This is a genomic window from Rahnella sp. PD4 (assembly GCF_049199325.1).
In the GTDB taxonomy this organism is placed as follows: Bacteria; Pseudomonadota; Gammaproteobacteria; order Enterobacterales; family Enterobacteriaceae; genus Rahnella; species Rahnella perminowiae.
This window is the reverse complement of record NZ_JBLZQF010000001.1, coordinates 1,016,362-1,039,357: the sequence shown is the minus strand read 5'-3', so window position 1 is coordinate 1,039,357 and position 22,996 is coordinate 1,016,362. Positions and strand designations below refer to the sequence as shown.

Here is a 22,996-nt window from a genome sequence, read left to right as displayed (position 1 = left end):
ATACCCCTGCGGGAATCACATAGGAATGAAGACGACGTCTGGCAACATGTTGTAGCATCTAAAAAATGACTACGAAGACGACAAAGACCCCATCTGATCCAGATATTGACTGATTAGACGACAAACGCGTTCACCGGATTTACTGCCTGCTGAAACTGAATTTTCGCCGTAAGGGAAAGCAACGTCTGCCGGTGCGCAATCCGGCTCCGCTGGCGACGCCGGAAGCACTTAACCAGAGCTGGTCGATAGATTTTATGCATGATGCGCTGGTGTGTGGTAGACGCTTCCGGACCTTCAATGTGGTGGATGATTTTAACCGTGAAGCGCTGGCGATAGAAATTGACCTGAATATCCCGGCGCAACGCGTCGTGAGAGTGCTAGACAGGATAGTGGCAAACCGCGGCTATCCGCTGAAGATGCGGATGGATAACGGGCCAGAACTGGTCTCACTGGCACTGGCGCAATGGGCCGAAGAACATGGTGTGATGCTGGAATTTATCAAGCTGGGTAAGCCAACACAGAACGCGTTTATAGAACGGTTTAACCGAACATACCGGACAGAAATACTGGATTTTTACCTGTTCAGAACATTGAATGAAGTACGAGAAATAACGGAGCGCTGGCTGGCTGAATATAACAACGAGCGGCCTCATGAATCCCTGAACAACCTGACGCCGGAAGAGTACCGGCTGATGGCCGAAAACCCGGAAGTCTCAAAAAGTGCGTGGAACTAAAACAGGTGTGCTTACACAACGGCAACGGCAACGGCAATAGCCACGGTAATAGCAATGGCAATAACCACGGCAATAAAGCTCAGGGAAATGGTAAATCATCCGAGCACACGGGGAATCGTAAAAATTACGGTAAGCCGGACCATGTCTCGTCAGATATCAGCTTCTCACGTGCCCGTTCACTCGCAATAAATTATGGACTGACCGGATATCAGTCACTACCGCCAGGAATCGCAAAAAACCTGATGCGCGGCAAACCCCTGCCGCCGGGAATCGCCAGGAAAGCGGTTCCTGCCGCAATGCTGAACGAGTTGCCATATTACCCTGGTTATGAATGGCGGGCCGTGGGTGATGATTTAGTTCTGGTTGCCCTGAGTACTGCAATTGTTACTTCGATTATTAATGGCGTATTCGATTAAAATTGTCATAACACGCTTTTAAGCCCCGCATTGGACTGCACCCCAAAAGTTGGACACCCAACTGAGTTAAGGTGCAGTTTTTTATGCGCACCACGATGAAGGTGACTATGAGGGGATATCCCGTAAAGGGTTTACGCATTAAATCCTACTAAGGCTAAATCAATCATTATCTGAAGAATGTTCCGCTTGCCAGTGAACTTTTTTCGCTACAGATTCAGGCAGATAATGGTTTATTTTTCCTGCCTTATTGTGCATGTGGGGCGGTGGTGATAAATATGAGCCACTTTCTACCACAGGTATGACTTTTTGTTGCGCTCACTCCTTTCCAGCTCTCTGTTCCGTATTGATCTGCGACGCCTGATTCTGATTTTAGCTGTGATGAGTGCCTTTGTGACGTTGGCCAACAGCTTTTATGCCAGTTATCGTGTACAGCGCCAGTTACTGATCGACAATACGCTTGAAGAGAACCGTGTTTATGCGACGAAACTGGCTGCCAGCACGGAACAGTTTCTAAAAAACATGCAAAAACAGCTCGCTTACAGCAGTACAATTGCGGCGGGCCATTTTGACGATCGTGAAATCCTGCAGGCGGAAACGGCTCGACTGAAATACCAGACAGACAGTTTTAACTCTGTCGTGCTGACCAATGCGCAAGGCAAAATTCTGGCCACTTCTCCTGACAGCCTGCAGATGGTCGGCCGTATTTTGAATACGCCCGGAGCTCTTGAAGCACTGAAAGAGCGCCGCCCGCTGATCAGTAAACCTTATATTTCTGCCGCTCAGAATCTGGTGATTGTGATATCGGCACCTATTTTCCACCGCGACGGCAGATACCTCGGCTATATTGCCGGCACCATTTATCTGCGGCAGAAAAGCATTCTGAATGAGTTACTCGGCGAGCATTATTACCGCGATGGTTCCTATATTGCCGTACTCGATAACGAGCGCCGCATTCTCTATCATCCGGATGCGTTTCGTATCGGGGAAGTGCTGAAACCGCGTCCGGTGACGGAAGTGGTAAAACAACATACCAATGGTAGCCTGATGGTCACCAATCTGGCCGGAGAAGCGATGCTGGCCGGTTATGCGGTAGTGCCGTCGTCTGGTTGGGAAATCATTACCCAGAGGCCGACCGATGCGACGCTCAAGCCGCTGGAAGGGTTAATGATCAAGGTGCTCAAGCATCTGACACCCCTGGCATTACTGACGCTGATTTGCGTCTGGCTATGCTCGCGTATGATTGCGCATCCGCTCTGGCTGCTGGCACGAAGTGCCAATGAAATGGATAAGCCGGATATTTCGACGAATATCCGTGAAATTCCGTCATGGTATTTTGAATCAACCCAGCTCAAGCGTGCCTTGCTGATGGGTATTAACTTGCTGCAGAAAAAAATTGGCAAGCTCAAGTTTGAAACGCAGACGGATCCGATGACAGGGTTGTTCAACCGGCGCGGGCTGGCGATGACACTGGAATCCGTGATTCAGCAACGCCAGCAGTTTTCGGTTATTGCGCTGGATATTGATCATTTTAAATCCATTAATGACTCTTACGGGCATAACATCGGTGATGAAGTGATTAAATCTCTGGCGGAGCAAATCCGCAATAATGCCCGTGAAAGTGACATTCTCTGCCGCGTTGGCGGAGAAGAGTTCCTGGTTTTACTGCCGGGGGCAGGGCTTGCCGAAGCTGAAATCATTGCAGAACGTTTGCGTCTTAATGTGGAAAAAATGTCCTTGCCGGGTATTCGCCCGATTACCATTTCGTTAGGCGTAGCACATTGCAATCAGCTATCGGGTGAACCTGACGCTTCGCTGAAGAAAGCCGATGAGGCGTTATATAAAGCCAAGCAGGATGGACGTAATCGCATGATTGTTATTCATGAATAAGTAGAAATTCATCTCATCAGGGCACCCGGCGGCCCTGATGCTGTTTATTTAGCCGCTGCAACCTGCTGCTTTTTGGCCTGCGCTGCGAGATGATGCCCGACAGCGCATCCTGCCACCGCGCCGAGTACAGCGTGATGTTTCAGATGACCGACAACGCCTCCCGCCACTGCGCCTTTAAGACATCCTTCCGCCTGAGCAAATGAACTTACTAACATCATGCTGAAAATGGCTATACCCAACATCGTTTTTTTCAACTCAATTCTCCCCAATGAACAAATAATGCTGTCACAGAAAATGTCATAACCCCTGCGGTTTGTCATTTTGCTATCTGTAAGCAGGTACTGCCGCTGTTACTTCTCAGAGAAGATAAACCGTTTGCCGGCGGCTATTGGCGACTTATTGCGGTTACAACTGGCGAAGCGGTTAACGGCATATTGAATAAAGGTTTACTTTATACGTTGAAAGGGAAGGGCTTTATTTTTATTACATCTGCTAGACTTATAGGCAAGTAACCTGCGGAGGTCTGCTCGCTCCGCTGTCTCCGGTTATTTTCCACCCGTGAAGAAGGATGCCGCTATGACGCATCAAGAACAATTGCAGGCCCTGATGGTTCGCATTGACGCGCTGGAACAACGTGAAAGACACCTGACGTATGCTTCTAATGCCTATCAGGCGATTTTGACAACATTACTGGGAATACTGGATAAACCGACTCGTGACCGGGTGATCAGCATGGTCGACCAGGCCCATGACGTAGCTTATGCCAGAGCTAATCTGGAGCAGAAAGGAAATATTCTGGGTGCTGATGATATTACCCAGCGCATTTTCTTATTTGCGCAGGGGCGTGCGGCACAATCCAGGAAGTGAAGGACAGATCATAAATGAATGACTCGTTGCCCGAAAAGGCTGCGAGGTTTTGTAGTGCCGCAGGATCAGCAACGCCGGTCGGCTTTTAGCATATTAATTGCTGCGCCCAGCATGATACGGCGCTGGACACCTGTCGCGCGGGTCAGTTGCTCGTCGAGATAACCAATCAGCGCATCGGCACTCAGAGGCTCACCTCTGTGGCGCATCTGAATGACGCCATCACCGATAATACGCGCCACTTCATCCCAAAGCGGTTGGATCTCACTGTCCGAGAATTTCATAACAGCTCCCGTTTGTGTGATTTACGTACAATCTATCATCTGGGCTGCGCGTGGCAAGTGGGTTAGTGGAAAGACGGGCGGTGCGGAGCATTTGAAAATGCCTCTCCCCGGACAATCCATTGCCGTAAGGAGAGGAAGGCAGATTAATGCTTAATTACATACAAATCTTTGGTGTAAACGTAATTAAGCAGGCTGTCGTTGAATCCCCCTACGTACGGTTTGACCAGACGAGTACTGACGTAATGGTACAAAGGAATGACCGGCGACTGCTCGGTTAATACCTGTTCCGCCTGCTGATAAGCTTTGCCCACGTCCGTTTTGTTCGTGGCTTTTAACGCATCATCGAGTGCCTTATCGTAGGCGGCATTATTGAATTTTGGCGTGTTCTCACTGTTACCCGTGCGCAGGGTATTCAGGAAAGTGGAGGGTTCGTTATAGTCTGCAATCCACGCATAACGCACCACTTCATAGGTACCCTGATGCATGGTATCCAGCATGGTTTTCCATTCCTGATTCTGTAAAACGGCATCGACGCCCAGATTCTTTTTCCACATTGAAGCCGCAGCAATGGCAATGCGCTGATGCGCTTCAGAAGTGTTATATAGCAGGTTGAATTTCAGCGGATGGTTCGGACCAAAACCGGCTTCAGTCAGTAACTTTTTAGCTTCTTCGTTACGCTGTTCCTGTGTCAGGCTGGCTTCTTTAGGTTTGGCAAAAGTAAAACCGCCGGTGTTATCCGGAGAAAGATGCCAGGCTGGGGTTTGCCCCTGACCCATTACTTTACCGGCAATGATCGACTTATCAATCGCCAGATTCAGCGCTTTACGCACGCGAACATCATTAAACGGCGGCTTCTGGGTATTCATTGCATAGTAATAAACGGCCAGATACGGGCTGACATGAACCTGTGAGCCCAGCTCTTTTTTCAGTGAAGCAAACAATGGCGAAGGAACGGTAGACGTGATGTCGATCTCACCGGCCTTATAGCGGTTAACGTCGGCGGTACCGGAAGCAATCGGCAAATACGTGACTTTATTGATGACAGTATGTGCGTTATCCCAGTAGTTCGGGTTACGTACGGCAGTGATACGTTCGTTGACCGTCCACGTATCGAGTTTAAACGGACCACTGCTGATCAGATTGCCTGGCTGAGTCCACTTATCGCCGTATTTTTCCACATCCGCCTGACTGATTGGGGAGAGAGACGGGTGCGCCAGCATGCCGAGAAAATAGGAAAGCGGTTGATCAAGCGTAACTTCCAGCGTCTGCTTATCCAGCGCTTTGATACCCAACTGGTCGGCAGTTTTTTTGCCGGCAATAATGTCGCCGGCATTCAACACGTGCATGCTGCCCAGATAGCTTTCATAAGGTGAAGCGGTTTTCGGGTCGATCAGACGTTGCCAGCTGAAAACGACATCCTGCGCGGTGATGGGCGAACCATCCGACCAGACGATGCCGGGGCGTAAATGGAAGACCCAGGTTTTGTTATCTTTGGTATCCCAGCTAGCCGCGAGTGAAGGTTGCGCATTGCCTTTATTATCGATAGTGACCAGTCCGGTAAAAAGATCGCTGAGGATATTAAATTCCACATCGCTCTCGACTTTATGCGGGTCAAGGGATGCAGGTTCACTGCCATTATTACGGACAATTTCCTGTTTGGCTGCCAGCTCGACACCTGCAGGAACATTTGCAGCGTGCGTGGCGAATGAAGCCATGAAAGTACCGGATAGAAGGAGTGCGAGAGGAAGTTTTTTATAGCACCCATAAGTTTTACGTATCGTCATTGCCATTTCCTGCCCTGTCAATATGGTTAAATATCAATGAGTAACAGGGTATTCATACCTTTCTTCGAGCACTTTAGCAATGATTAAGACATTTTTTGTCTCGCCATGTGAATGCTGACACAAAGGTTCAGTAGTCAGCGTTCTCATGGGCAGGGATCCAGTAACCATCGATAAAATCTTCGATGGGATAACAGCCCGCCTGGCGCAGCCCTTGCTGATGCATAGCGACCGTGCATTGTTTCTGAGTATTAAAGGCATCAACCACTAAGTCTTCACATCCTCCGCCCAGATAACAAATAGTCAAAACAAGTGCGAACATAGCGCCTCTCCTTTTTTGTCATCCTGTTAAGCATAGAACCATTATGCGCCTGGCAACATCCGGCGAGGCGCGTTTGCTGCTTATTTATCCGCATTGTTTAACCGCAAAAACGTAACGATGCAGAAAAGAGAATTTCAGGAAAGAGCGTGATATCCTCGCGGCCATAATTTTTATGAATGACCGTTATGAAAGGAGCAGCTCATGTCCGAGTCTTTGAACAGAGAACAGGAAATCGAATCCGATCTGGTTGCATGCCAGCTGGTAATTAAACAAATACTGGATGTGATTGAAATTATTGCGCCAGCGGAAGTGCGCGAGAAAATGTCTCATCAGCTGAAAAGTATTGATTTCAGCAAGCATCCTGCCGGAGCTGATCCTGTGACAAAGCGTGCTATTGAGAAAGCCATTTCCTTGATCGAGCTGAAATTCACGAAGCACGATAGCTGATAAATCGTTGCCATGCCTGCATTTGCGGGCATGGCAACGCTGCTGTACAACGTAGAAATATCCGGCCTATTTATTGTCGACCACTTCACCCACCCGCTTGAAAATGGGGCAGTTTGCCACGCCGATGACGCCACTGTCAGAGTGAATATATTGCGAGCTGACAATTCCTCTTGCTGTTAAGTACTGGCATTTCAGACCCAGCCCTGCAGCATTCTCATTGCTGCCAACTGTCACGCCATAACCCGAGAAAAGAAAAATCGCGTAAATGACGGCCAGCACGATGATGGTTTTAATTATGCCCATTCTGTAACTCCCTAAATCCCTTGTCCTGAACGATTCAGGAGGTTGATAAGCATAGTAGAATTTATTTCCAGGAAAATGTCACTGCAGCAGAATCCTAATCAGCAAAACCGTGAAGATGCTAAAAAAAATTGGCCCCTGAAAAGAGGCCAATAAATTACTGAAGAATGCTATTCAGACCGGGAAGATTACCAGCGGTATTTCATACCCAGATTAGCTGCCCACGGCTGGTCAACATCGCTGCCACCAAGGTAATTAGCCCCTGCGTAAACGGTGAAGTTTTTGCTCATGTCGAACTGTCCCCCTAAGCCAACGCGGACAGCGGAACCATCAATGCCATTGTCGATACGGTCGCCATTGATGTTTGCATCGTTGTTAGCATCCTCATACACATACGCCAGAGTGGCGTAAGGGCTGACTGCCTGACCTGCACCCAGATCGAAGGAATAACCCAGATTACCACCCAGTTCATAACGTATGCTGTCATAAGCCTGATCACTGACATGCATATTGTTGCTCATGCTGTAATCATCATCGCCGATAAACACGCCAGTCATACTTGCGTAAGGCGTCAAATAAGCCTGAGGTGCGAATTGCCAGTCATAACCCACTTTCAGACCAAAGCCCCAGGCATCAGTGGAGCTATCACCTGATACTTGCTGACCGTTGCTCATGGTGCTGTCTGTTGAGTTGCTGAAGTGGCTGTAGCTCAGGGAAGTATCAAAGAATGCGCCGGTGTTGAAGTCCAGACTGGCGTAAACACGTGCTGACTGGCTGTCAGTATCCGCATCCGCATTATCCATAGACAGGCTGGATTTCGCGAAGCTTGCGGCCATACCTACCAGCCACTGCCGCTCGCCGCCCCCTTCGGTGACTTTATCCAAACCAACCATGACGCCATTGACGTCCTGATCGTAATCAATCACGCCGTTGTCGCCGTTTTGCTGACCGCCGAAGTAGTTGACCCACACACCTCCTTTATCATTGCCTTGGGTGTGACGTGAACTGTTCATGCGGGCTTCTAACGTGTCTTGTTCCATATGCCAGGTTGCAGCATTGGAAGAAGGCAGGCTCAGGGCAGCATTAGCGGTAGAGGTAATACCTTGCCTGGCCAGTACTACGGTATCGTCGTACTGCTCTGCCTGATAACGATAAGCACCCAGATCAGCGGTGTTAGCATGAGTAAAGGTCGCATTGCCGCCGTAGATACGGATCAGCTCTTTATTTTGATAATCAGCAACCTGGCCTTCACCTGTCGCGTTATCGATACGGACCTGATAATTGCCGTTTGTTACGCCATTCACGGCCAGATGACCATCGGAGTTGATACCGAGGGTGCCCTGATCATAAATATACTCTGCGGCAGTTTTGTCACGTGCATTATTCATGTCGGCGTTAAGGACATACTCACGACTTCCGATATCGAAAGTACCGCTATCAGTCAGAACCATGTTATGAGTATCAATCTGCCCTAAATCCAGGTTCAGCTCAGAACCGCTACCGACTACAATGGTGTTGGCATAAAGAGAGGCGCTTTCTTCAGTCAGCGATGCCTGACTGCCTGAGTTCAGGTTCAGTACATCTGTTTTAACATCGCCGTGTGCAGCAATTTTCAGCGTTGATGCATTGGTCAGAGAGATGTGATCTGCCAGCAGGCCAGATTCAACGACATTGACCTGAGACCGGTTATTAACCGTCAGGTTGTCAATATTTGACGTTTTAGTCGTGTCCCATTCGGAACCGTTGTTTAGCGCGACATTAAACAGACCGCTTTGATAAACATCATCACCCGTCAGATAGCCGGTGGTACTGCTGAAGACAGAGCCCGGCCAGATGCTGTTAGTGCTGTGGTCATACAAGGCTGAATCCATCTGAACTTCAGAAGTGGCTGCACCAACCCATTTGCTGCCATTGTCCAGCGTCAGATTCAGTTCATCTGTATCATCCCAACCATTGGTATCCGGCACGCCATCGGCATTGCTGTCATGACCACCGACATAATAACCTTCGTCGAAGGTGCTGACAAAATCGACATCACCTGCAATGGTTGAATTATTGAATATGGCATTGGTTTTCATTGCATTATCAGCGGTTGCACTGGCAACAACAGATAACGCAATATCATCAGCCGGAATACCCGTCGCGCTGATATTACCATAATCACTTGGCTTATCCGACTGGCCGTAGAAACCGCTGGTTTGTAATTCTGTGTAAGAACCCGAAGTCAGCACGGAATCATTTACCGTCAGGGTATTATCAAAAGTATTACTGTTATTACTGTCTGTATCAGCCCACTCGTAGCCTTGCGTCAGTGCAATGCCCGCGACGTGAGAGTTATTTTCGATAACGATGTTACTTTCCTGATTCAATGTCACTGCAACACCCATATCGTAGGTATTCAGGGATTCATGGTCGCGAATTTTATTATCATCAGTAATGTCATAATCGAAGTGTTCGTAAGTATCATTAATGGTGGAGTTATCAATGGTCAATTGCAAAGGAGACTGGTCATAATCATTACGGGTTGTGCCGCAATCACTTGTCATGCACTCAGAGGTGATCATGCCGTTAACCGTGGTATTGGTGATATTAAACGTGTTGCTGTTATTGCTATCAAAACCGAGATAATGAGTGGAAATAACACCATTAACGACAGCATTATTGATAGAAGAGTCGATGTCTCCGCCAGTATAGCGGGTGTCAGCCCCATCATTATCTACATACCCACGATATCCGATATGACCCGCCAGCGTGGAGTCATGATAGAACGTATCGTAAACGGTGCCAGAAATATCGGCTGACATTGCTACGGGGGCCGCGACTGCAACAGCGCAGGCTAGCGCTATTTTAGAAACGAAGAACTTTTTATTCCATGTATGCATTTATTAATCCCTCAACAAAAAATAGTCAGCATGAATCAGCTGAAAAATAATTCAGCCATTATGCTTTCATTTATATAACTGAAGAGACAGAAGAACTGTTCGACGGCGGGATGATATTTTAACGGGTGGTATAATTCAACAAGGAAGTTCCTGGAAATATCCGCAAAAAGTCACTTTATTTAAAGATGAACGCAATATTATTGGGTTTATTAATCAACTGTAAAACCAATAATTTCTTTATCTGTTTCTAAATAGCAGTGATAAAGCACGCATGCGAGTAGACGTGGGTAAGACTTACCTGTCTCAGATTCTGGGATGTAACACCAGGCACAAGCCCGGCTATCTTGTCAGTGTAAGGTTTAGGGGAAATATTTGTTTTTAAAATTTTTCGGGAATGCGTTAATAATTTCACGTTCTGTTCTTTCTTTATAAAAATGCCTGGGGGTTTTATTAAGATGTCTATTTTATAGAAATTATCAAAGGTGAGTTATCAGAAGTGCAGGCACGTAAACATGACTTTGCTTGACCAAGATCAAACACGGATTGTCGCTCTATTTATAGATAAAACTTATACATTTTATTGTTTGATTTACGTATGTGATTATTACACATTGTATCGCACGTAAAAGCTATCGCTTCGTTATATTGTTGTTTAGGATATTCGTCGTATTATGTCCTTCTGTTCAGTCAAATGCCGGACGTCGCCTTTGAGCCCTGATAGACGTTTTTTAAACCAAAAGAGACCTGCCATTAAATTGAAAAAGCCTGTTTTCAATGTCCGGAGGATCGTCACGTTCGTTCTTTTCCTGCTCATTTGCATCGGCCTGTATCTGCTGGCCCTAAACAGTTACTGTGATCAGGGGGGCAACTTTGATCTGGGCGTATGTGCAATTACCTCATTCATCCCTTTTTGACGGATGTCAGCACGGCTTACGGTTGGGTAAGAAAACCCTGTTTTTTTGCGAATGGCTTCCCTGACCTGTCGGGGATGGTAAGATGAACGCTCTGAACAGTCAGTGGTAGGGTAGTCAATGTTTGATTTCGCAATGGGCCAAAACAGCCTGGCTTCATTGGTGCTGTGTGCACTTTCAGCACTGTTGTTTGTATTGGTATGGTTTTTTATTAGCCGCGCCAGTGTCAGGGCAAATGAACAGGTTGCTCTGTTACAGGAGATCGCTGAGCAGCAACGCCAGCAGACAGAATTACTTAAGATTCTGGCTGCACAGGTGAAGACTAACGTGTCTCCTGTTGAGGCAGATGATGATTCTGCACTCAGCCTGCGTGGCTTTATTCCTGAAAGATAATTTGGTTTTGTTAACCCGCCTTCCGGCGGGTATTGCCCGTATGCACTTTGGTCCTATTTTCCCTTCTCGTTCTGCATCATCACTTTCATAAAACTGTCTTATTTCTCCGGTAGTCTCCACGCATGTGCCTTGCAGGATGGAACAACTGATGATCAAATGGTCTGAAGAAAATGACAGCGAAGTGAACCACAACATAGCCTTACTGACCGGAGAGGAGCCTGAGAAGTGGTATCCCTATGGCGGAATGAAAGGCAAAGATTATTGCAACAACCCCTCCGATGCGTGGCCGATCATTTGCGCCAACAGAATCAGTATTAATTTTAAAGAGTTACAAAGCGATCCTCTCTGGCTGGCTGAAATAAGCAGTCCTCAGGGGCAGTGGCAGGCGCAAAGCAAACGGCCGCTTCGTGCCGCTATGGTGTGTTTCCTGCTTAGTAAGACTTGCGCATAAACAAAAGCGCAGAGATACTCACAGAGTGACAAAGTTTTGCAAAGAAGTGATTCGAATAAGCGTCGCATAAAGCGATGCGTATCAAGTGATTAATGTTTCCTCATTTTGACAGTTGTGTCTAAGGCGGAGTCCATTATGAAGCGCATCATTAAAGGTGATAAAACTCTCTCCCATCTGGTGGTTGCCCATGCAGCTATCGACAGTCATGAAAAAGCCTACGGCAAACGCCGGCAGGGCTGGCCTTCAACCTATCTCATCAAATATAAAGATGCGCGTGTCGCGGTCGAAGTTGTGACCCGCAGACAGTCCTATGTTGCTACCCTCATGATCGGCGCCAGAAATCTGACCAAACTTTGCGGTATGCCTGCCTGACAGTCAGTCAAATGTTCCCGTTCCCTCAAACCGTGCCGGAGATATCCGCCACGGTTTTTCGTTATACAGGCTTTCTCATCAGACAACGTTGCCGCAAGCTGCCCCGATAGAAAGGCCGTTTCAGAATATGTGACATCAGTGCGATGGCATCGAAGATCAGCAGCAATGTACCCGTGATAACCAAAGCTGACAGCCCCAGCAGGGCCAGCAGGAAGAGTTTGACTGATGCCGGAACGGTCATCCGGCGAAAGCGGGAACGCAGCCATAGCCGTCCATATTGTGTCTGGATCTGCATAATATGGGTCAGCCTTGACGCAAAGTGTTTACGCTCACTCTTAGTGTTCGTGATCATAAGTCATCTCCTTTTTGAACATCTACAGTGAAACATGAAGTTATTAAGATTTTCTTAACCCCCCGGCATGCCTGAATTGCCACATAATTTTTCACTTTCGCTCTGTAGTGTGTTCAGTAAATATGCTAATTGATCCGTATCATGGCTTTACGCTGCCGCCACTAAAAAGTGATCTCATGGAGCCTTATGTCAGCTAAAAACCCCTATTACAATCCGTCAAAAACACATCACACACCAGATGGTTTTACCAATGCTGAGCCCCATAACCGTCAGGAGGGTGATCTCAAACGCTGGCGGAAAGAACGTAAGGCGCTCCGCCTGCCAGCGCCTCCTGAGAAAGGTTACGAACAATTTACCAGCCAGTGGTGGCAGACTGCCGATTTTAGCGGGTCTGATGATCGTTTGTGGTTTTTAGGACATGCCTGTTTACTGCTGCGTGTTGCCGGGCGCTACATTCTGATGGATCCCGCCCTGTCTGATCGCGCTTCGCCAATGAGTTTCTACGGGCCTAAGCGAAAAACACCGGTGGCGGCGACGGTAGAAGCACTCCCACCGATAGATGTTGTTCTGTTATCCCACAATCACTATGACCATCTTGACCGTGCAACGGTTCGTAAGCTATTACGACGATTTCCGCATGTGCAATTTATCGTGCCTTTGGGCATGAAGCGGTGGCTTAAGCGGCGCGGAGCGCATTATGTCGAGGAACTGGACTGGTGGGATGAGCATCAGTTTGGCGAACTGACGATTACGGCTGTCCCGGCACGTCACTGGAGTATGCGGACATTATGGGATCGAAACCGGTCTCTCTGGTGTGGATGGGTGGTCAGCCATCCCGGTTTACAGTTCTTTTTTTCCGGCGACAGCGGTTACAGCAACCAGTTCGACGTGATCGGACAACGTCTGGGACCTTTCGATTTAGCGGCAATTCCTGTCGGTGCCTATGCACCACGATGGTTCATGAGTGCGCAACATATGGACCCTCAGCAGGCTGTTACGGTGTTTACAGAGCTGCGTTGTAAAAAAGCGGTTCCCATTCATTGGGGTGTTTTTGAATTAGCCGATGAATCTCTGGACCAGCCATTGGCTGAATTAGCCGAAGCCATAAGTCAAAGTAAATCGCCTGAAATCGAATTTAAACCTTTAAAAATCGGTGCAAGCATTTCTAAAGATTGAATATCATTTCCTTAGTCATCAGAGACAGGTAAGCAGACATTTTATTTATCGAATGAGAAGTATTATCACTTGGTGAGAGGGTTCAAATAGCACTTACATTCCGTAGGTGTTATGCGAATGTTAATTATCAGGTTGCTGCGGGTTAAATACCCATTTCTAAGGCAATTTTAACGAAATTCAATATCTTGTTATGAGGCTATCAGAAATTTCCCCTCATGAGTAAAGGTGGTATTTATCTTTTAAAAACAATCGCTTGCTTGCTCCTTGTTAAGCCTGCCGGGCTGCGGGTTGTGCTTCATCCCCGCTGCTGCCTTCGGGCAGGTAACGCACTCAGCCGCTTATCAGTAGAAGGCTAATATGGGATTTGGATCACGGTAATTAATATTAGTTTTTCATATTGATATTTAATATCTGAATAAGTCTGCGGTGAGTGTTTGCAAACTGTTATGTTAATTTAACCAAGTCGCAAACTTTAATTCATTATAATGTCAAAATCGACACTATAAAAAATCGCCATTAGAGGGCGTCCGGATTTGGAATTCATTTTCCCTGAAGTCAGCTGGGTTTTACTATTATCAGGACAGGAAGTACAGGTGCACACAAAAGGTGCGTTTAATGATTTTCACCGTTTGTTTTGCACCATTTTATCCATCTATGGCGTAATTGATTATTGCATAACCAGTCATATTGGCAGGCATTGACTTTCGGCATAGGTCTTGTGTGTTGTACACGTCTCCGTCAGCGCCGCATGATGCGCCGCCACCGGCGCTACCCCGTACTGTAAGGCCTGTGTAGCGATACGCTGTGGGGGCTGGCGTGGAGAGTTTGGGGTGACGCAGACAATAAAAATTCAAATAAAGGTGAGGTTTACGCTTACGGTTCTGCATTAAATGATCAATAATCAAAACAGGTCGTTATTGTTTTGTTTGATATGCAGGTAAAACTGCAAAGCAGAAAAAAGCATGTCTATCAACATATTTCAGCTTAACTGAACACGAAGTGCCTTTAACCGGCTCAAATATGTGCGACATGTCCATCACTGATTAAAAATGGCTTGCCATCGAATTCAGAGTATGTGATAACGCATCTGGGTAAAACGAGGTACAGTTCTGTATATGTGTGGCATTTTCAGTATAGAAGTTCTGAGTAAAGACGTTCACGTTGAATACCGCTTCTCTGCCGATTCTAATCTTAGTGCCTCAAGCAGTAACGACTCTAGTTTGTCTATGTAACGCCGCTGGGCGGTTTAAACAATCCAAAGGAAATACTCAAGATGGCAAAGATCAAAGGTCAAGTTAAGTGGTTCAACGAGTCTAAAGGTTTCGGTTTCATTACTCCTGCTGATGGCAGCAAAGACGTGTTTGTACACTTCTCTGCAATCCAGGGTAACGGCTTCAAAACTCTGGCTGAAGGCCAGAACGTAGAGTTCGAAATCCAGGACGGCCAGAAAGGCCCGTCAGCAGTTAACGTAACTGCAATCTAAGCAGCCTTCGCTGTAAAAAAACCCGCCAAGGCGGGTTTTTTTGTGTCTGCCGCTGAAGCTCAGAGGATCATAATTCCTGACTGTTGGTTACGGCCACTGATACCCGGATGTGTCGGGTTTTGTGCCCGCTGATGGCTGTTACGGCGAAAACTGGTATACCTGAATCCGGTTCCTGCCGAATCGGGCGAGCAAATTGTACAACTGCCGGTATGATCAACGTCTGCGAACCCCAACGCCCGCAATTTGGCTTCGGCAATGGCAGCCAGATCAAGATGACGTTGGTATGGTGTGATGAGTTCAGAAGGTAAATCGACACGTTGTATAAAGGCATCAATCAGTTCCTGACTGACCTCATAACAGCACGCCCCCGCCGCCGGGCCGACAGAGGCAACCCACTGTGCTGTATCACCCGACTGATTAATCCGCTGTGCCATCTTTTCCAGAATGCCATCGATCAGCCCGCGCCAACCTGCGTGTACTGCCGCTATTTCTTTGCCATCTTTACGACAGAAAATCACCGGCAAACAGTCCGCAGTGAAAACGGCCAGAAGAATGCCTGGTGTTGCTGTGATGAAACCGTCGGCTTCGCCGCATTGCTGGCCCGGGACTGTAACATCCACAATCCGTGTGCCGTGTACCTGTTTTTTTTCGGGCCGGGTTGCTTCATAGCGGCGCAGATGCTCAGGGAGTAGCGCCTGTTTATCGCCGAAGCCATGCACAATACCGGGAATTTGACGGAGTAAAGCTGAGTGGTCACTCATCTCGTTTCTCGTTAGAAAAATGTTATGGAACCAGTGTAGCCGCCTTTGAACGGGATTTTCCAGCTGTTGCAACACCGGAACACCTTCTTTAGACTTAACACTATTGCGAATCTTCGCTCCCTCAGACTTTTCTTGCAGGTTTTCCGCATGACTTATCAGTGCCCGCTTTGTTTCCAGCCGCTTACGCTGACCGGTCAGCAATGGCGTTGTCCGGCTAATCATCAGTTTGATAATGCGAAAGAGGGATACGTCAATCTGATGCCCGTGCAGCATAAACGTTCAAAGCAGCCCGGTGACAGCACAGAGATGATGGTATCACGTCGTGCATTCCTGGATGCCGGACACTATCAGCCTCTGCGGGACCGTCTGACTGATATTCTTGATAAAGCCATCCCGCAAACTGCAGACGCATTGCTGGATATTGGCTGCGGGGAAGGGTATTACACGGCAGCATTCGCTGAGAGGCTGATGCCGCAGCGTGCGTTGAGAGTTTTCGGGCTGGATGTGGCGAAAGTTGCCATCCGTTATGCCTCCAGACGATATCGCGATGTGTCATTTTGTGTGGCCTCCAGCCATCGCTTGCCTTTTGCTGATGGTTCGCTGGATGCAGTTATTCGCATTTATGCACCCTGTAAGACGCAGGAATTGTACCGGGCGATAAAACCGGGCGGGTTGGTGATCACGGTGGCGCCAGGGCCGCGTCACTTATACCAACTGAAAGGGCTGATTTATCAGGATGTACAACTGCACACTGATCTTGATGAACGGCTGGAAGGTTTTGACCGGATAAGCACTGAAACACTCGCCTATGGCATGAAGCTTTCCGGAGAAGAGGCATTTAATTTATTGCAGATGACGCCATTCGCATGGCGGGCGACAGAAGCAGTGATGACCAGCTTAAAGGCTCAGACGGCCTTTGAATGCGAGACAGACTTTCTCATCAGAATACATCAGCGTCCCTCAGCGTAAATAACCCAGATGCTCCAGCAGGATGTTTAATCCTATTGCGATCAGCACTGCACCTCCCAGAATTTCGGCCCATTTGCCTAGCAGCGGGCCGATAAAACGTCCGAGCATCATCCCAAGCGTTGACATCACCGTGGTCGCCATACCGATGAGCAGCGCGGTATGTATGATGTTCACATCAAGAAAGGCTAAACCCACACCGATCGCCAACGCATCAAGGCTGGTGCAGACAGCTGTAGCCGCCAGGATCCAGAAACTATGACGGGTTGCCGTCGTCAGGTTCTCTTCCGGCTTATTTTTCAGCCCTTCGATGATCATGCGTACACCCAGAATCAACAGCAGGGTAAATGCGACCCACTGGCTCCATTGCATGATGTACCGGCTGGCTACCAGTCCCAGAGACCAGCCAATCAGCGGTGTGATGGCTTCTATAACACCAAAAATAAGACCCGTACGAAAGGCTTCCCGAAAGCAGGGACGGTCGAGGGTAGCTCCTTTACCGACTGACACAGCAAAGGCGTCCATAGACATGCCAAAAGCAAGAATAAGCGTAGCGGATATATTCACGAGATTAGCCCCCAAATGACGGCGAAACCTTACCACACTCTTTTTATCGGGGACAACACCAAATAAAATAGGGTTTTTAAATAACGCTGTAGTTTGGAGGGGAATAGAATTTCAGGGACAGCGTAATTAACGACACTTTAAAGGGTAAGGTTAATTAAATCTCTCGTAAGTATGCATCGTGCTATAATCAACAATACGTGGATTTGTTGTAAGTTATTGAGTATTAACCATAATTTTGTATATTTTTTCAAGGTCATCCAGTTCGTTTACACGTATTAATAACTTTTTCTGTTCTAATTCAAATACCAGGATGCCGTCTTCCGAAAGATTCATACTGCGGATCCGATCATAGGTGATGAAGGTGTTGGCGAAATAAAACCCCTCCGGTTTGAACAGTATTTTTGGCCAGCGAATAAAAGAGAGATAAAAAGCAATCAGCCCCAGGCCGATCAATAAATAATTGGTAATAGCGGTGCCATTCGCATGGATATTATTATAGAGAAGAATAGCCAGAAGACCGATGAAGATAATCGAATCGAGTCTGTTGCGGCGGCGCAGGTTGACCCGCAGGCGCGTTTTGCCATTGCGTGTGCCCATGATGAATTCGTCATAGATAGCGTAGGCAAGTAACAGGAGGGTAAAGAGGGCGAGGACGATATCGGTTACAGACATGAAAACTCCGGCTTACAGCCATCAGGCCAAAACAAAATGAAAATCACAAAGACATCAATAGCAGACATAAAAAAGCCGGGGGAAAATTTCCCCCGGCTTTGAAGGTTATCAGAGACCTAACAGGCCAATCCAGTAACCGAAGATACCGATGGCAAAGAAGCCAACGATGATCCACAACGCATTCACTTTCTTACGCAACAGCCACATGCAACCGAAGGTCAGCAGCAATGGCACCAGACCCGGCATCAGTTGGTCCAGAATACTCTGTACCGTGGTGACGGTGGTATGGCCCGTCTGGTCAGTGATTTTCGACACCACCAGCGGAATGTTAACGTGCGTCCATTTGTTAACCAGCGCCCCCATGACAAAGAGGCCGAGAATAGACGCCCCCTCAGTCAGTTTTTGCAGGAAGCCGCCGCCCATATCGTTAACGATATCGACACCTTTTTTGTAGCCATAAGACACACCGTAGTAGCGGGTCAACAGGCGTACAAGGTTAAACAGAACGAAGAACAGCAACGGACCCAGCAGACTGCCGGTCATGGCGATACCCGCCCCCAATGCAGCAAACACCGGACGCACAGTACCCCAGAAGATCGGGTCACCCACACCGGCCAGAGGCCCCATCAGACCGACTTTCAGGCCGTTGATGGCCGCGTCGTCGATAGGTGCACCATTGGCACGCTGTTCTTCCATCGCCAGCGTCACACCCAGAACCGGGGCAGCAACGTAAGGATGGGTATTGAAGAATTCCAGGTGGCGTTTGATAGCCGCTTTACGGTCATCGTTATTCTCAGGATACAGACGACGAATTGCAGGCACCATACAGAAGCAGAAGCCTAACGCCTGCATACGTTCGAAGTTCCATGACCCCTGGAAAAGGTTGGAGCGCATAAACACACCGCGAATATCGCTGGCCGTGAGTTTTTTAACTTCAGTTTTATCAACCATGTCCTTCACCCTTAATCCAATTCGTTATCGAGATCGTTAACACCCGGTGCCGCCGCCGCTTGCGCGGATTTGTTGTATTTCGGGCTCAACTGGATGTAAAGAACCGCCATCACCACACCAATCACACCCAGTGCAACCAGGTTGAAGTTGGTGAATGCAGCAGTCACGAAACCGAGGTAGAAGAATGGCATCAGATAGCCAGCACGCATCATGTTAATGACCATGGCATAACCTACCACGACGATCATACCACCGGCGATGTTCAGACCGTTGGTGACCACTTCAGGGATAGATGCCAGCAAGTCATGAACAATCGCAGTACCCACGGAAACAGCAACAATCACGGCAGGGATGGCGATACGCATTGCCTGCAGAACCAGTGCTGAAACGTGGATCCAGCTAATCGCGTTCAGATTCCCTTTTTCAGCCGCTTTATCCGCTGCGTGCTGGAAGGCGACGGTGATGGTACGAACGATGATGGTTAATACCTGGCCTGCAGCTGCCAGCGGGATCGCCAGTGCGATACCCGCGCCGACGGATTGTCCGCCTGCGATAACCAGAATGGTAGAAATGATAGAGGCGAGGGCGGCATCTGGCGCGACAGCAGCACCGATGTTCATCCAGCCAAGTGCGATCATTTCCAGAGTACCGCCGATGATGATCCCGGTTTTCACATCACCAAGAACAAAACCGATCAAGGTACAGGCGACTAACGGACGGTGAAACTGAAATTCATCCAGGATCGAACCCATCCCGGCAATACATGCAACAATAAATATCAGCACAATTTGTAGTGTGGTGATCTCCATTGCACTTCTCCTATGACCAAAGGACGCTGAGTATAAACAGGCACACCAGACAGATAACGTTGAGGGAATCTGCCAACAGCAATGCGCTTATTAATTCATTTTATTAATGAGATCCATCATCTTGAGGCGTGAGTCAGTAGAGACTTTGCGCACTTCAAGTTCGATACCTTTTTCATTCAGTTTCCTGAATGCTTCGATATCTTTTTCGTCGACAGACACGGCGTTATTCACCTGAGTTTTGCCCTGACGGAAGGCCATACCCCCGATATTTACGGAGGTAATGTTCACACCTCCTTCAACCAGACGTAAAACATCTGTCGGGTTAGTGAACAGCAACATAACGCGGTCACCCGCGTATTTTGGGTTATCCCAAACACGGATAGCTTTCGCAACATCGACAACGTGTGCGGTAACACCAGGAGGGGCAACCTGAGTGAGCAACGTTTTACGCACGGTATCGGCAGCCACTTCGTCGCTGACAACAATAATGCGGGTCACGTTGGTTTCTTTGGTCCAGCGGGTCGCGACCTGGCCATGGATCAAACGATCATCGATTCGGGCAAGGCCGATCTTCATATGATCGTTCGGGCCGGCAGGTTGCACCGGAGCGGCTGCTTTCGGCGCCGGAGCGGCGGCAGGGGCTTGAGCTGCAGGTTCCGGTGTTTTCAGCGCTTTTACGCCGATACGCCCCGTTTCCACTGCAATGGCGACCAGTTCTGCAAAAGAAGGGTTGTCATCGCGGGCCATGAAAGTCTCTGCCAGCATCGGGATGTTAACACCGGTGACAACTTCGTAATTTTCTTTATCGACAACAATACGGCTGGCGGCATTGAACGGGCTGCCACCCCAGGTGTCGACCAGGAAAAGGACGCCGTTGCTGGTGTCTAAACCGCCCAACTTTGCCGTGTACTTTTCGATCAGGGTTTCGGCGTTCTCGCCGGGAACGAAATCAATAAAGGCGACATTATCCTGTTCACCTAAAATCATTTCCGCTGTTTTCAGCAACTGCTCAGCCGCTGACCCGTGCGTGCCGATGATAATAGCAATACTCACTCGCTACCTCCTCTGTTAACTCTCGGAAAGAGTTATGCACATAAGTAATGGTGCTGATGATATCCGCCCGTTTTTATTCCTGAGGCGGACAGGGCATTCCCTGCTTCCTGACTTTCCTTAATTTCTGATAAGACTGCAAAACTGTAAAATGGCAGAACCTCATCGGGTTGTGCGACGTGATTTATTTTAGTGTGCGAAAAAATAATTTTTGTGACGACTGTCCGTTATTGAAAGACGTATTGTGAATACGGTTTCACATTGCACATTAAAACAGCATAGATGTTTCAAATTGATGCCGGAGGTAAAAAAACACTCTTTCTTCACATAATCATTCCTGATAGAGTGATTTTCCGAATAATTGAACAGGAGTACCGGGCCTCAGCCCACCCTATGGACTGTCACCGACGTCGCTATCCTTCGCTTTTTCACCTCATTTTTACTGGCAAATCTGCCCCGATGGGCCTGATTTCTGCCGCACTGAAACCGCTTTCATCTGCTTTTTATGCAGCCCATACCTCCGGACGGTCATCTGACAGCCTGGTGTATCGCGTTTTCGTGCGTCTTTTTTCTTTAACTCATTGCGGAGTCTGATATGGAATTTTTGATGGACCCTTCAATCTGGGTCGGTTTGCTGACGCTTGTCGTGCTGGAAATTGTTCTGGGCATCGATAACCTGGTTTTCATCGCGATTCTTGCCGATAAACTGCCGCCGAAGCAGCGTGATAAAGCCCGTATTATCGGCCTCTCGCTGGCATTGGTCATGCGTTTAGGTTTGCTGTCACTGATTTCCTGGATGGTGAAACTGACCACACCGCTGTTCAGTATTGCGCAATTTAGTTTCTCAGGCCGCGATCTGATCTTGTTAGTCGGGGGGATATTCCTGCTTTTCAAAGCCACTACCGAGCTGCATGAGCGGCTGGAAGGGCATGACGGGCAGGGCACACCGAACCGCGGCTACGCCAGTTTCTGGGCAGTAGTGGCGCAGATCGTGGTGCTCGACGCGGTATTCTCGCTGGACGCGGTGATCACTGCGGTGGGTATGGTGAATAATCTGGCCGTGATGATGACTGCGGTAGTGATCGCGATGGGCGTGATGCTGCTGGCGTCCAAATCACTGACTCGCTTCGTGAATAACCATCCGACCGTGGTGGTGCTATGTCTCAGCTTCCTGCTGATGATCGGCCTGAGTCTGATTGCTGAAGGCTTCGGATTCCATATTCCGAAAGGTTACCTGTACGCTGCAATTGGTTTCTCCATCCTGATTGAATTGTTCAACCAGATTGCGCGCCGTAACTTCCTGAAAAGCCAGTCCAGTCGCCCGATGCGTGAACGTACAGCGGAAGCCATTCAGCGACTGATGGGCGGAAAACGCCGGCATGAGCATGAAGATGAACCTGATGGCGATGTCGTGCCGGTCAGTGAAACCTTTGCTGAAGAAGAACGGCATATGATCACCGGCGTACTGACGCTGGCGTCACGTTCCCTGCGCAGTATCATGACGCCACGTACCGAAATTTCCTGGGTAGACTGCGAGAAGTCACCGGATGAAATCCGCAGTCAGCTTCTCGATACACCGCACAGTTTGTTTCCGATTTGCCGTTATTCGCTGGATGATGTGATCGGTGTGGTACGCGCGAAAGACCTGCTGGTGGCGCTGGAAAACGGTGAAAGCATTATTGCTTTTGCGGAAAGAACGCCGCCGATTGTGGTGCCGGAAACAATGGATGTCATCAAACTGCTGGCGGTTTTGCGCAAAGCCAGAGGGCTTCTGGTGATGGTCAGTAATGAATTTGGTGTAATTCAGGGGCTGGTGACGCCGCTGGACGTACTGGAGGCTATCGCAGGCGAATTCCCGGACGAAGATGAAACACCGGACGTCGTGGCTGATGGTGATGCCTGGATTGCTAAAGGCGGAACGGATTTACACCTGTTGCAACAAATTCTGGACGTCAAAACGTTGGTGAATGCGGACGACGACTTTGCTTCTCTTGCCGGGCTGCTGCTGTCGAAATCAGGCCAGATGCCGGTTGTGGGGGAAGTGATTGAAATGGCATCACTGCACTTTGAAATCCTTGAAGTGTCGGAATACCGTATTGAACGGGTGCGTATCAGGCATCTGACATCCGACGAAAAATGGGATGAAGACCAGTAACGGGGATTTA

Annotated in this window: 25 protein-coding genes and 2 pseudogenes; 14 read left to right on the top strand and 13 right to left on the bottom strand. The window is 48.4% G+C overall.

The annotated features are described in order from the left end of the window. Nucleotides 1-122: 122 nt before the first annotated feature. The 3 genes and pseudogenes from ACOZIO_RS04755 to ACOZIO_RS04745 form a co-directional block, all read left to right on the top strand. Nucleotides 123-734, top strand: a pseudogene (locus tag ACOZIO_RS04755) (IS3 family transposase); the annotation flags it as partial. 17 nt (nucleotides 735-751) lie between these two features. After that, a pseudogene (locus ACOZIO_RS04750) lies at nucleotides 752-1,150 on the top strand (anti-virulence regulator CigR family protein); the annotation flags it as partial. A gap of 378 nt (nucleotides 1,151-1,528) precedes the next feature. Next, the gene (locus tag ACOZIO_RS04745) at nucleotides 1,529-3,037 is read left to right on the top strand and encodes a sensor domain-containing diguanylate cyclase (protein ID WP_217139548.1); all 1,509 of its coding nucleotides are present in this window, start codon (nucleotides 1,529-1,531) and stop codon (nucleotides 3,035-3,037) included. A gap of 44 nt (nucleotides 3,038-3,081) precedes the next feature. Here ACOZIO_RS04745 and ACOZIO_RS04740 read toward each other — a convergent pair whose 3' ends face one another. Next, a complete protein-coding gene (locus ACOZIO_RS04740; protein ID WP_129952137.1) occupies nucleotides 3,082-3,279 on the bottom strand; it encodes a hypothetical protein in 198 nt (65 codons plus the stop codon). A gap of 334 nt (nucleotides 3,280-3,613) precedes the next feature. Here ACOZIO_RS04740 and ACOZIO_RS04735 point away from each other — a divergent pair, with 334 nt between their 5' ends. Beyond that, nucleotides 3,614-3,904 (top strand): hypothetical protein, encoded by a 291-nt coding sequence (locus ACOZIO_RS04735; RefSeq protein ID WP_129951799.1) that lies wholly within the window; start codon nucleotides 3,614-3,616, stop codon nucleotides 3,902-3,904. Between the two features lie 65 nt (nucleotides 3,905-3,969). Here the strand turns inward: ACOZIO_RS04735 and ACOZIO_RS04730 are convergent, their stop codons facing one another. The 3 genes from ACOZIO_RS04730 to ACOZIO_RS04720 form a co-directional block, all read right to left on the bottom strand. Then, complete coding sequence (locus tag ACOZIO_RS04730; RefSeq protein ID WP_129951798.1) at nucleotides 3,970-4,185, bottom strand: DUF2767 family protein; 216 nt, start codon at nucleotides 4,183-4,185, stop codon at nucleotides 3,970-3,972. A 143-nt stretch (nucleotides 4,186-4,328) separates the two neighbouring features. Further along, on the bottom strand, nucleotides 4,329-5,969 hold the full coding sequence (locus tag ACOZIO_RS04725; protein WP_129951797.1) for an ABC transporter substrate-binding protein: 1,641 nt from the start codon (nucleotides 5,967-5,969) through the stop codon (nucleotides 4,329-4,331). Nucleotides 5,970-6,096: 127 nt separating this feature from the next. Further along, nucleotides 6,097-6,288 carry a YebW family protein gene (locus ACOZIO_RS04720; protein ID WP_129951796.1) on the bottom strand — a complete coding sequence of 64 codons (192 nt, stop codon included), beginning with the start codon at nucleotides 6,286-6,288 and terminating at the stop codon, nucleotides 6,097-6,099. A 201-nt stretch (nucleotides 6,289-6,489) separates the two neighbouring features. Between ACOZIO_RS04720 and ACOZIO_RS04715 the strand changes: the two genes are divergently transcribed. Then, nucleotides 6,490-6,735 carry a DUF2766 family protein gene (locus ACOZIO_RS04715; protein WP_015697897.1) on the top strand — a complete coding sequence of 82 codons (246 nt, stop codon included), beginning with the start codon at nucleotides 6,490-6,492 and terminating at the stop codon, nucleotides 6,733-6,735. 66 nt (nucleotides 6,736-6,801) lie between these two features. Here ACOZIO_RS04715 and ACOZIO_RS04710 read toward each other — a convergent pair whose 3' ends face one another. Both ACOZIO_RS04710 and ACOZIO_RS04705 read right to left on the bottom strand, forming a co-directional pair. After that, complete coding sequence (locus ACOZIO_RS04710) at nucleotides 6,802-7,038, bottom strand: YobH family protein (protein ID WP_129951795.1); 237 nt, start codon at nucleotides 7,036-7,038, stop codon at nucleotides 6,802-6,804. Between the two features lie 185 nt (nucleotides 7,039-7,223). Beyond that, a complete protein-coding gene (locus tag ACOZIO_RS04705) occupies nucleotides 7,224-9,917 on the bottom strand; it encodes an autotransporter outer membrane beta-barrel domain-containing protein (RefSeq protein WP_421594994.1) in 2,694 nt (897 codons plus the stop codon). A 671-nt stretch (nucleotides 9,918-10,588) separates the two neighbouring features. Here ACOZIO_RS04705 and ACOZIO_RS04700 point away from each other — a divergent pair. From ACOZIO_RS04700 to ACOZIO_RS04685, 4 genes are all read left to right on the top strand, one after another. Then, nucleotides 10,589-10,831: a PhoP/PhoQ regulator MgrB gene (locus ACOZIO_RS04700; RefSeq protein ID WP_266059059.1), complete on the top strand. Its 243-nt coding sequence runs from the start codon at nucleotides 10,589-10,591 to the stop codon at nucleotides 10,829-10,831. A 117-nt stretch (nucleotides 10,832-10,948) separates the two neighbouring features. Then, a complete protein-coding gene (locus tag ACOZIO_RS04695; RefSeq protein WP_129951793.1) occupies nucleotides 10,949-11,221 on the top strand; it encodes a YebO family protein in 273 nt (90 codons plus the stop codon). Between the two features lie 148 nt (nucleotides 11,222-11,369). Continuing rightward, entirely contained in the window at nucleotides 11,370-11,672 is a 303-nt protein-coding gene (locus ACOZIO_RS04690; RefSeq protein ID WP_129952136.1) for a phage protein NinX family protein, read from the top strand. A gap of 135 nt (nucleotides 11,673-11,807) precedes the next feature. Continuing rightward, nucleotides 11,808-12,044: a DUF4060 family protein gene (locus ACOZIO_RS04685; protein WP_013576199.1), complete on the top strand. Its 237-nt coding sequence runs from the start codon at nucleotides 11,808-11,810 to the stop codon at nucleotides 12,042-12,044. Nucleotides 12,045-12,105: 61 nt separating this feature from the next. Here the strand turns inward: ACOZIO_RS04685 and ACOZIO_RS04680 are convergent, their stop codons facing one another. Continuing rightward, nucleotides 12,106-12,396, bottom strand: coding sequence for a hypothetical protein (locus tag ACOZIO_RS04680; protein ID WP_129990501.1), 291 nt, complete (start codon nucleotides 12,394-12,396; stop codon nucleotides 12,106-12,108). A gap of 186 nt (nucleotides 12,397-12,582) precedes the next feature. Here ACOZIO_RS04680 and ACOZIO_RS04675 point away from each other — a divergent pair, with 186 nt between their 5' ends. From ACOZIO_RS04675 to cspE, 3 genes are all read left to right on the top strand, one after another. Continuing rightward, nucleotides 12,583-13,572, top strand: coding sequence for an MBL fold metallo-hydrolase (locus ACOZIO_RS04675; RefSeq protein ID WP_129951791.1), 990 nt, complete (start codon nucleotides 12,583-12,585; stop codon nucleotides 13,570-13,572). A gap of 1,115 nt (nucleotides 13,573-14,687) precedes the next feature. Next, nucleotides 14,688-14,804 (top strand): DUF2627 domain-containing protein, encoded by a 117-nt coding sequence (locus ACOZIO_RS04670; protein ID WP_071823629.1) that lies wholly within the window; start codon nucleotides 14,688-14,690, stop codon nucleotides 14,802-14,804. A 41-nt stretch (nucleotides 14,805-14,845) separates the two neighbouring features. Beyond that, entirely contained in the window at nucleotides 14,846-15,055 is a 210-nt protein-coding gene (cspE, locus tag ACOZIO_RS04665) for a transcription antiterminator/RNA stability regulator CspE (protein WP_002221949.1), read from the top strand. A 59-nt stretch (nucleotides 15,056-15,114) separates the two neighbouring features. Here the strand turns inward: cspE and pgeF are convergent, their stop codons facing one another. Then, entirely contained in the window at nucleotides 15,115-15,816 is a 702-nt protein-coding gene (gene pgeF / locus ACOZIO_RS04660) for a peptidoglycan editing factor PgeF (protein ID WP_129951790.1), read from the bottom strand. Between the two features lie 147 nt (nucleotides 15,817-15,963). Between pgeF and rlmA the strand changes: the two genes are divergently transcribed. Next, entirely contained in the window at nucleotides 15,964-16,785 is an 822-nt protein-coding gene (gene rlmA, locus ACOZIO_RS04655) for a 23S rRNA (guanine(745)-N(1))-methyltransferase (protein WP_421594993.1), read from the top strand. On the opposite strand, the gene mntP is transcribed toward rlmA, so the two are convergent. The 5 genes from mntP to manX all read right to left on the bottom strand — a co-directional run bounded on the left by mntP (nucleotide 16,777) and on the right by manX (nucleotide 20,834). After that, a complete protein-coding gene (gene mntP, locus ACOZIO_RS04650; RefSeq protein WP_129951788.1) occupies nucleotides 16,777-17,349 on the bottom strand; it encodes a manganese efflux pump MntP in 573 nt (190 codons plus the stop codon). The two genes, rlmA and mntP, sit on opposite strands and share 9 nt — an antisense overlap. A 213-nt stretch (nucleotides 17,350-17,562) precedes the next feature. After that, complete coding sequence (locus ACOZIO_RS04645; protein WP_336369446.1) at nucleotides 17,563-18,021, bottom strand: DUF986 family protein; 459 nt, start codon at nucleotides 18,019-18,021, stop codon at nucleotides 17,563-17,565. A 108-nt stretch (nucleotides 18,022-18,129) separates the two neighbouring features. Next, nucleotides 18,130-18,972, bottom strand: a complete 843-nt coding sequence (locus ACOZIO_RS04640) for a PTS mannose transporter subunit IID (protein ID WP_129951786.1) — start codon at nucleotides 18,970-18,972, stop codon at nucleotides 18,130-18,132. An 11-nt stretch (nucleotides 18,973-18,983) separates the two neighbouring features. Further along, nucleotides 18,984-19,781, bottom strand: a complete 798-nt coding sequence (locus ACOZIO_RS04635) for a PTS mannose/fructose/sorbose transporter subunit IIC (protein ID WP_101077145.1) — start codon at nucleotides 19,779-19,781, stop codon at nucleotides 18,984-18,986. A gap of 90 nt (nucleotides 19,782-19,871) precedes the next feature. Next, nucleotides 19,872-20,834: a PTS mannose transporter subunit IIAB gene (manX, locus tag ACOZIO_RS04630; RefSeq protein ID WP_129951785.1), complete on the bottom strand. Its 963-nt coding sequence runs from the start codon at nucleotides 20,832-20,834 to the stop codon at nucleotides 19,872-19,874. A gap of 592 nt (nucleotides 20,835-21,426) precedes the next feature. On the opposite strand from manX, the gene ACOZIO_RS04625 reads away from it, so the two are divergent. After that, nucleotides 21,427-22,986 (top strand): TerC family protein, encoded by a 1,560-nt coding sequence (locus tag ACOZIO_RS04625; RefSeq protein WP_129951784.1) that lies wholly within the window; start codon nucleotides 21,427-21,429, stop codon nucleotides 22,984-22,986. The last annotated feature ends 10 nt before the right edge of the window (nucleotides 22,987-22,996 follow it).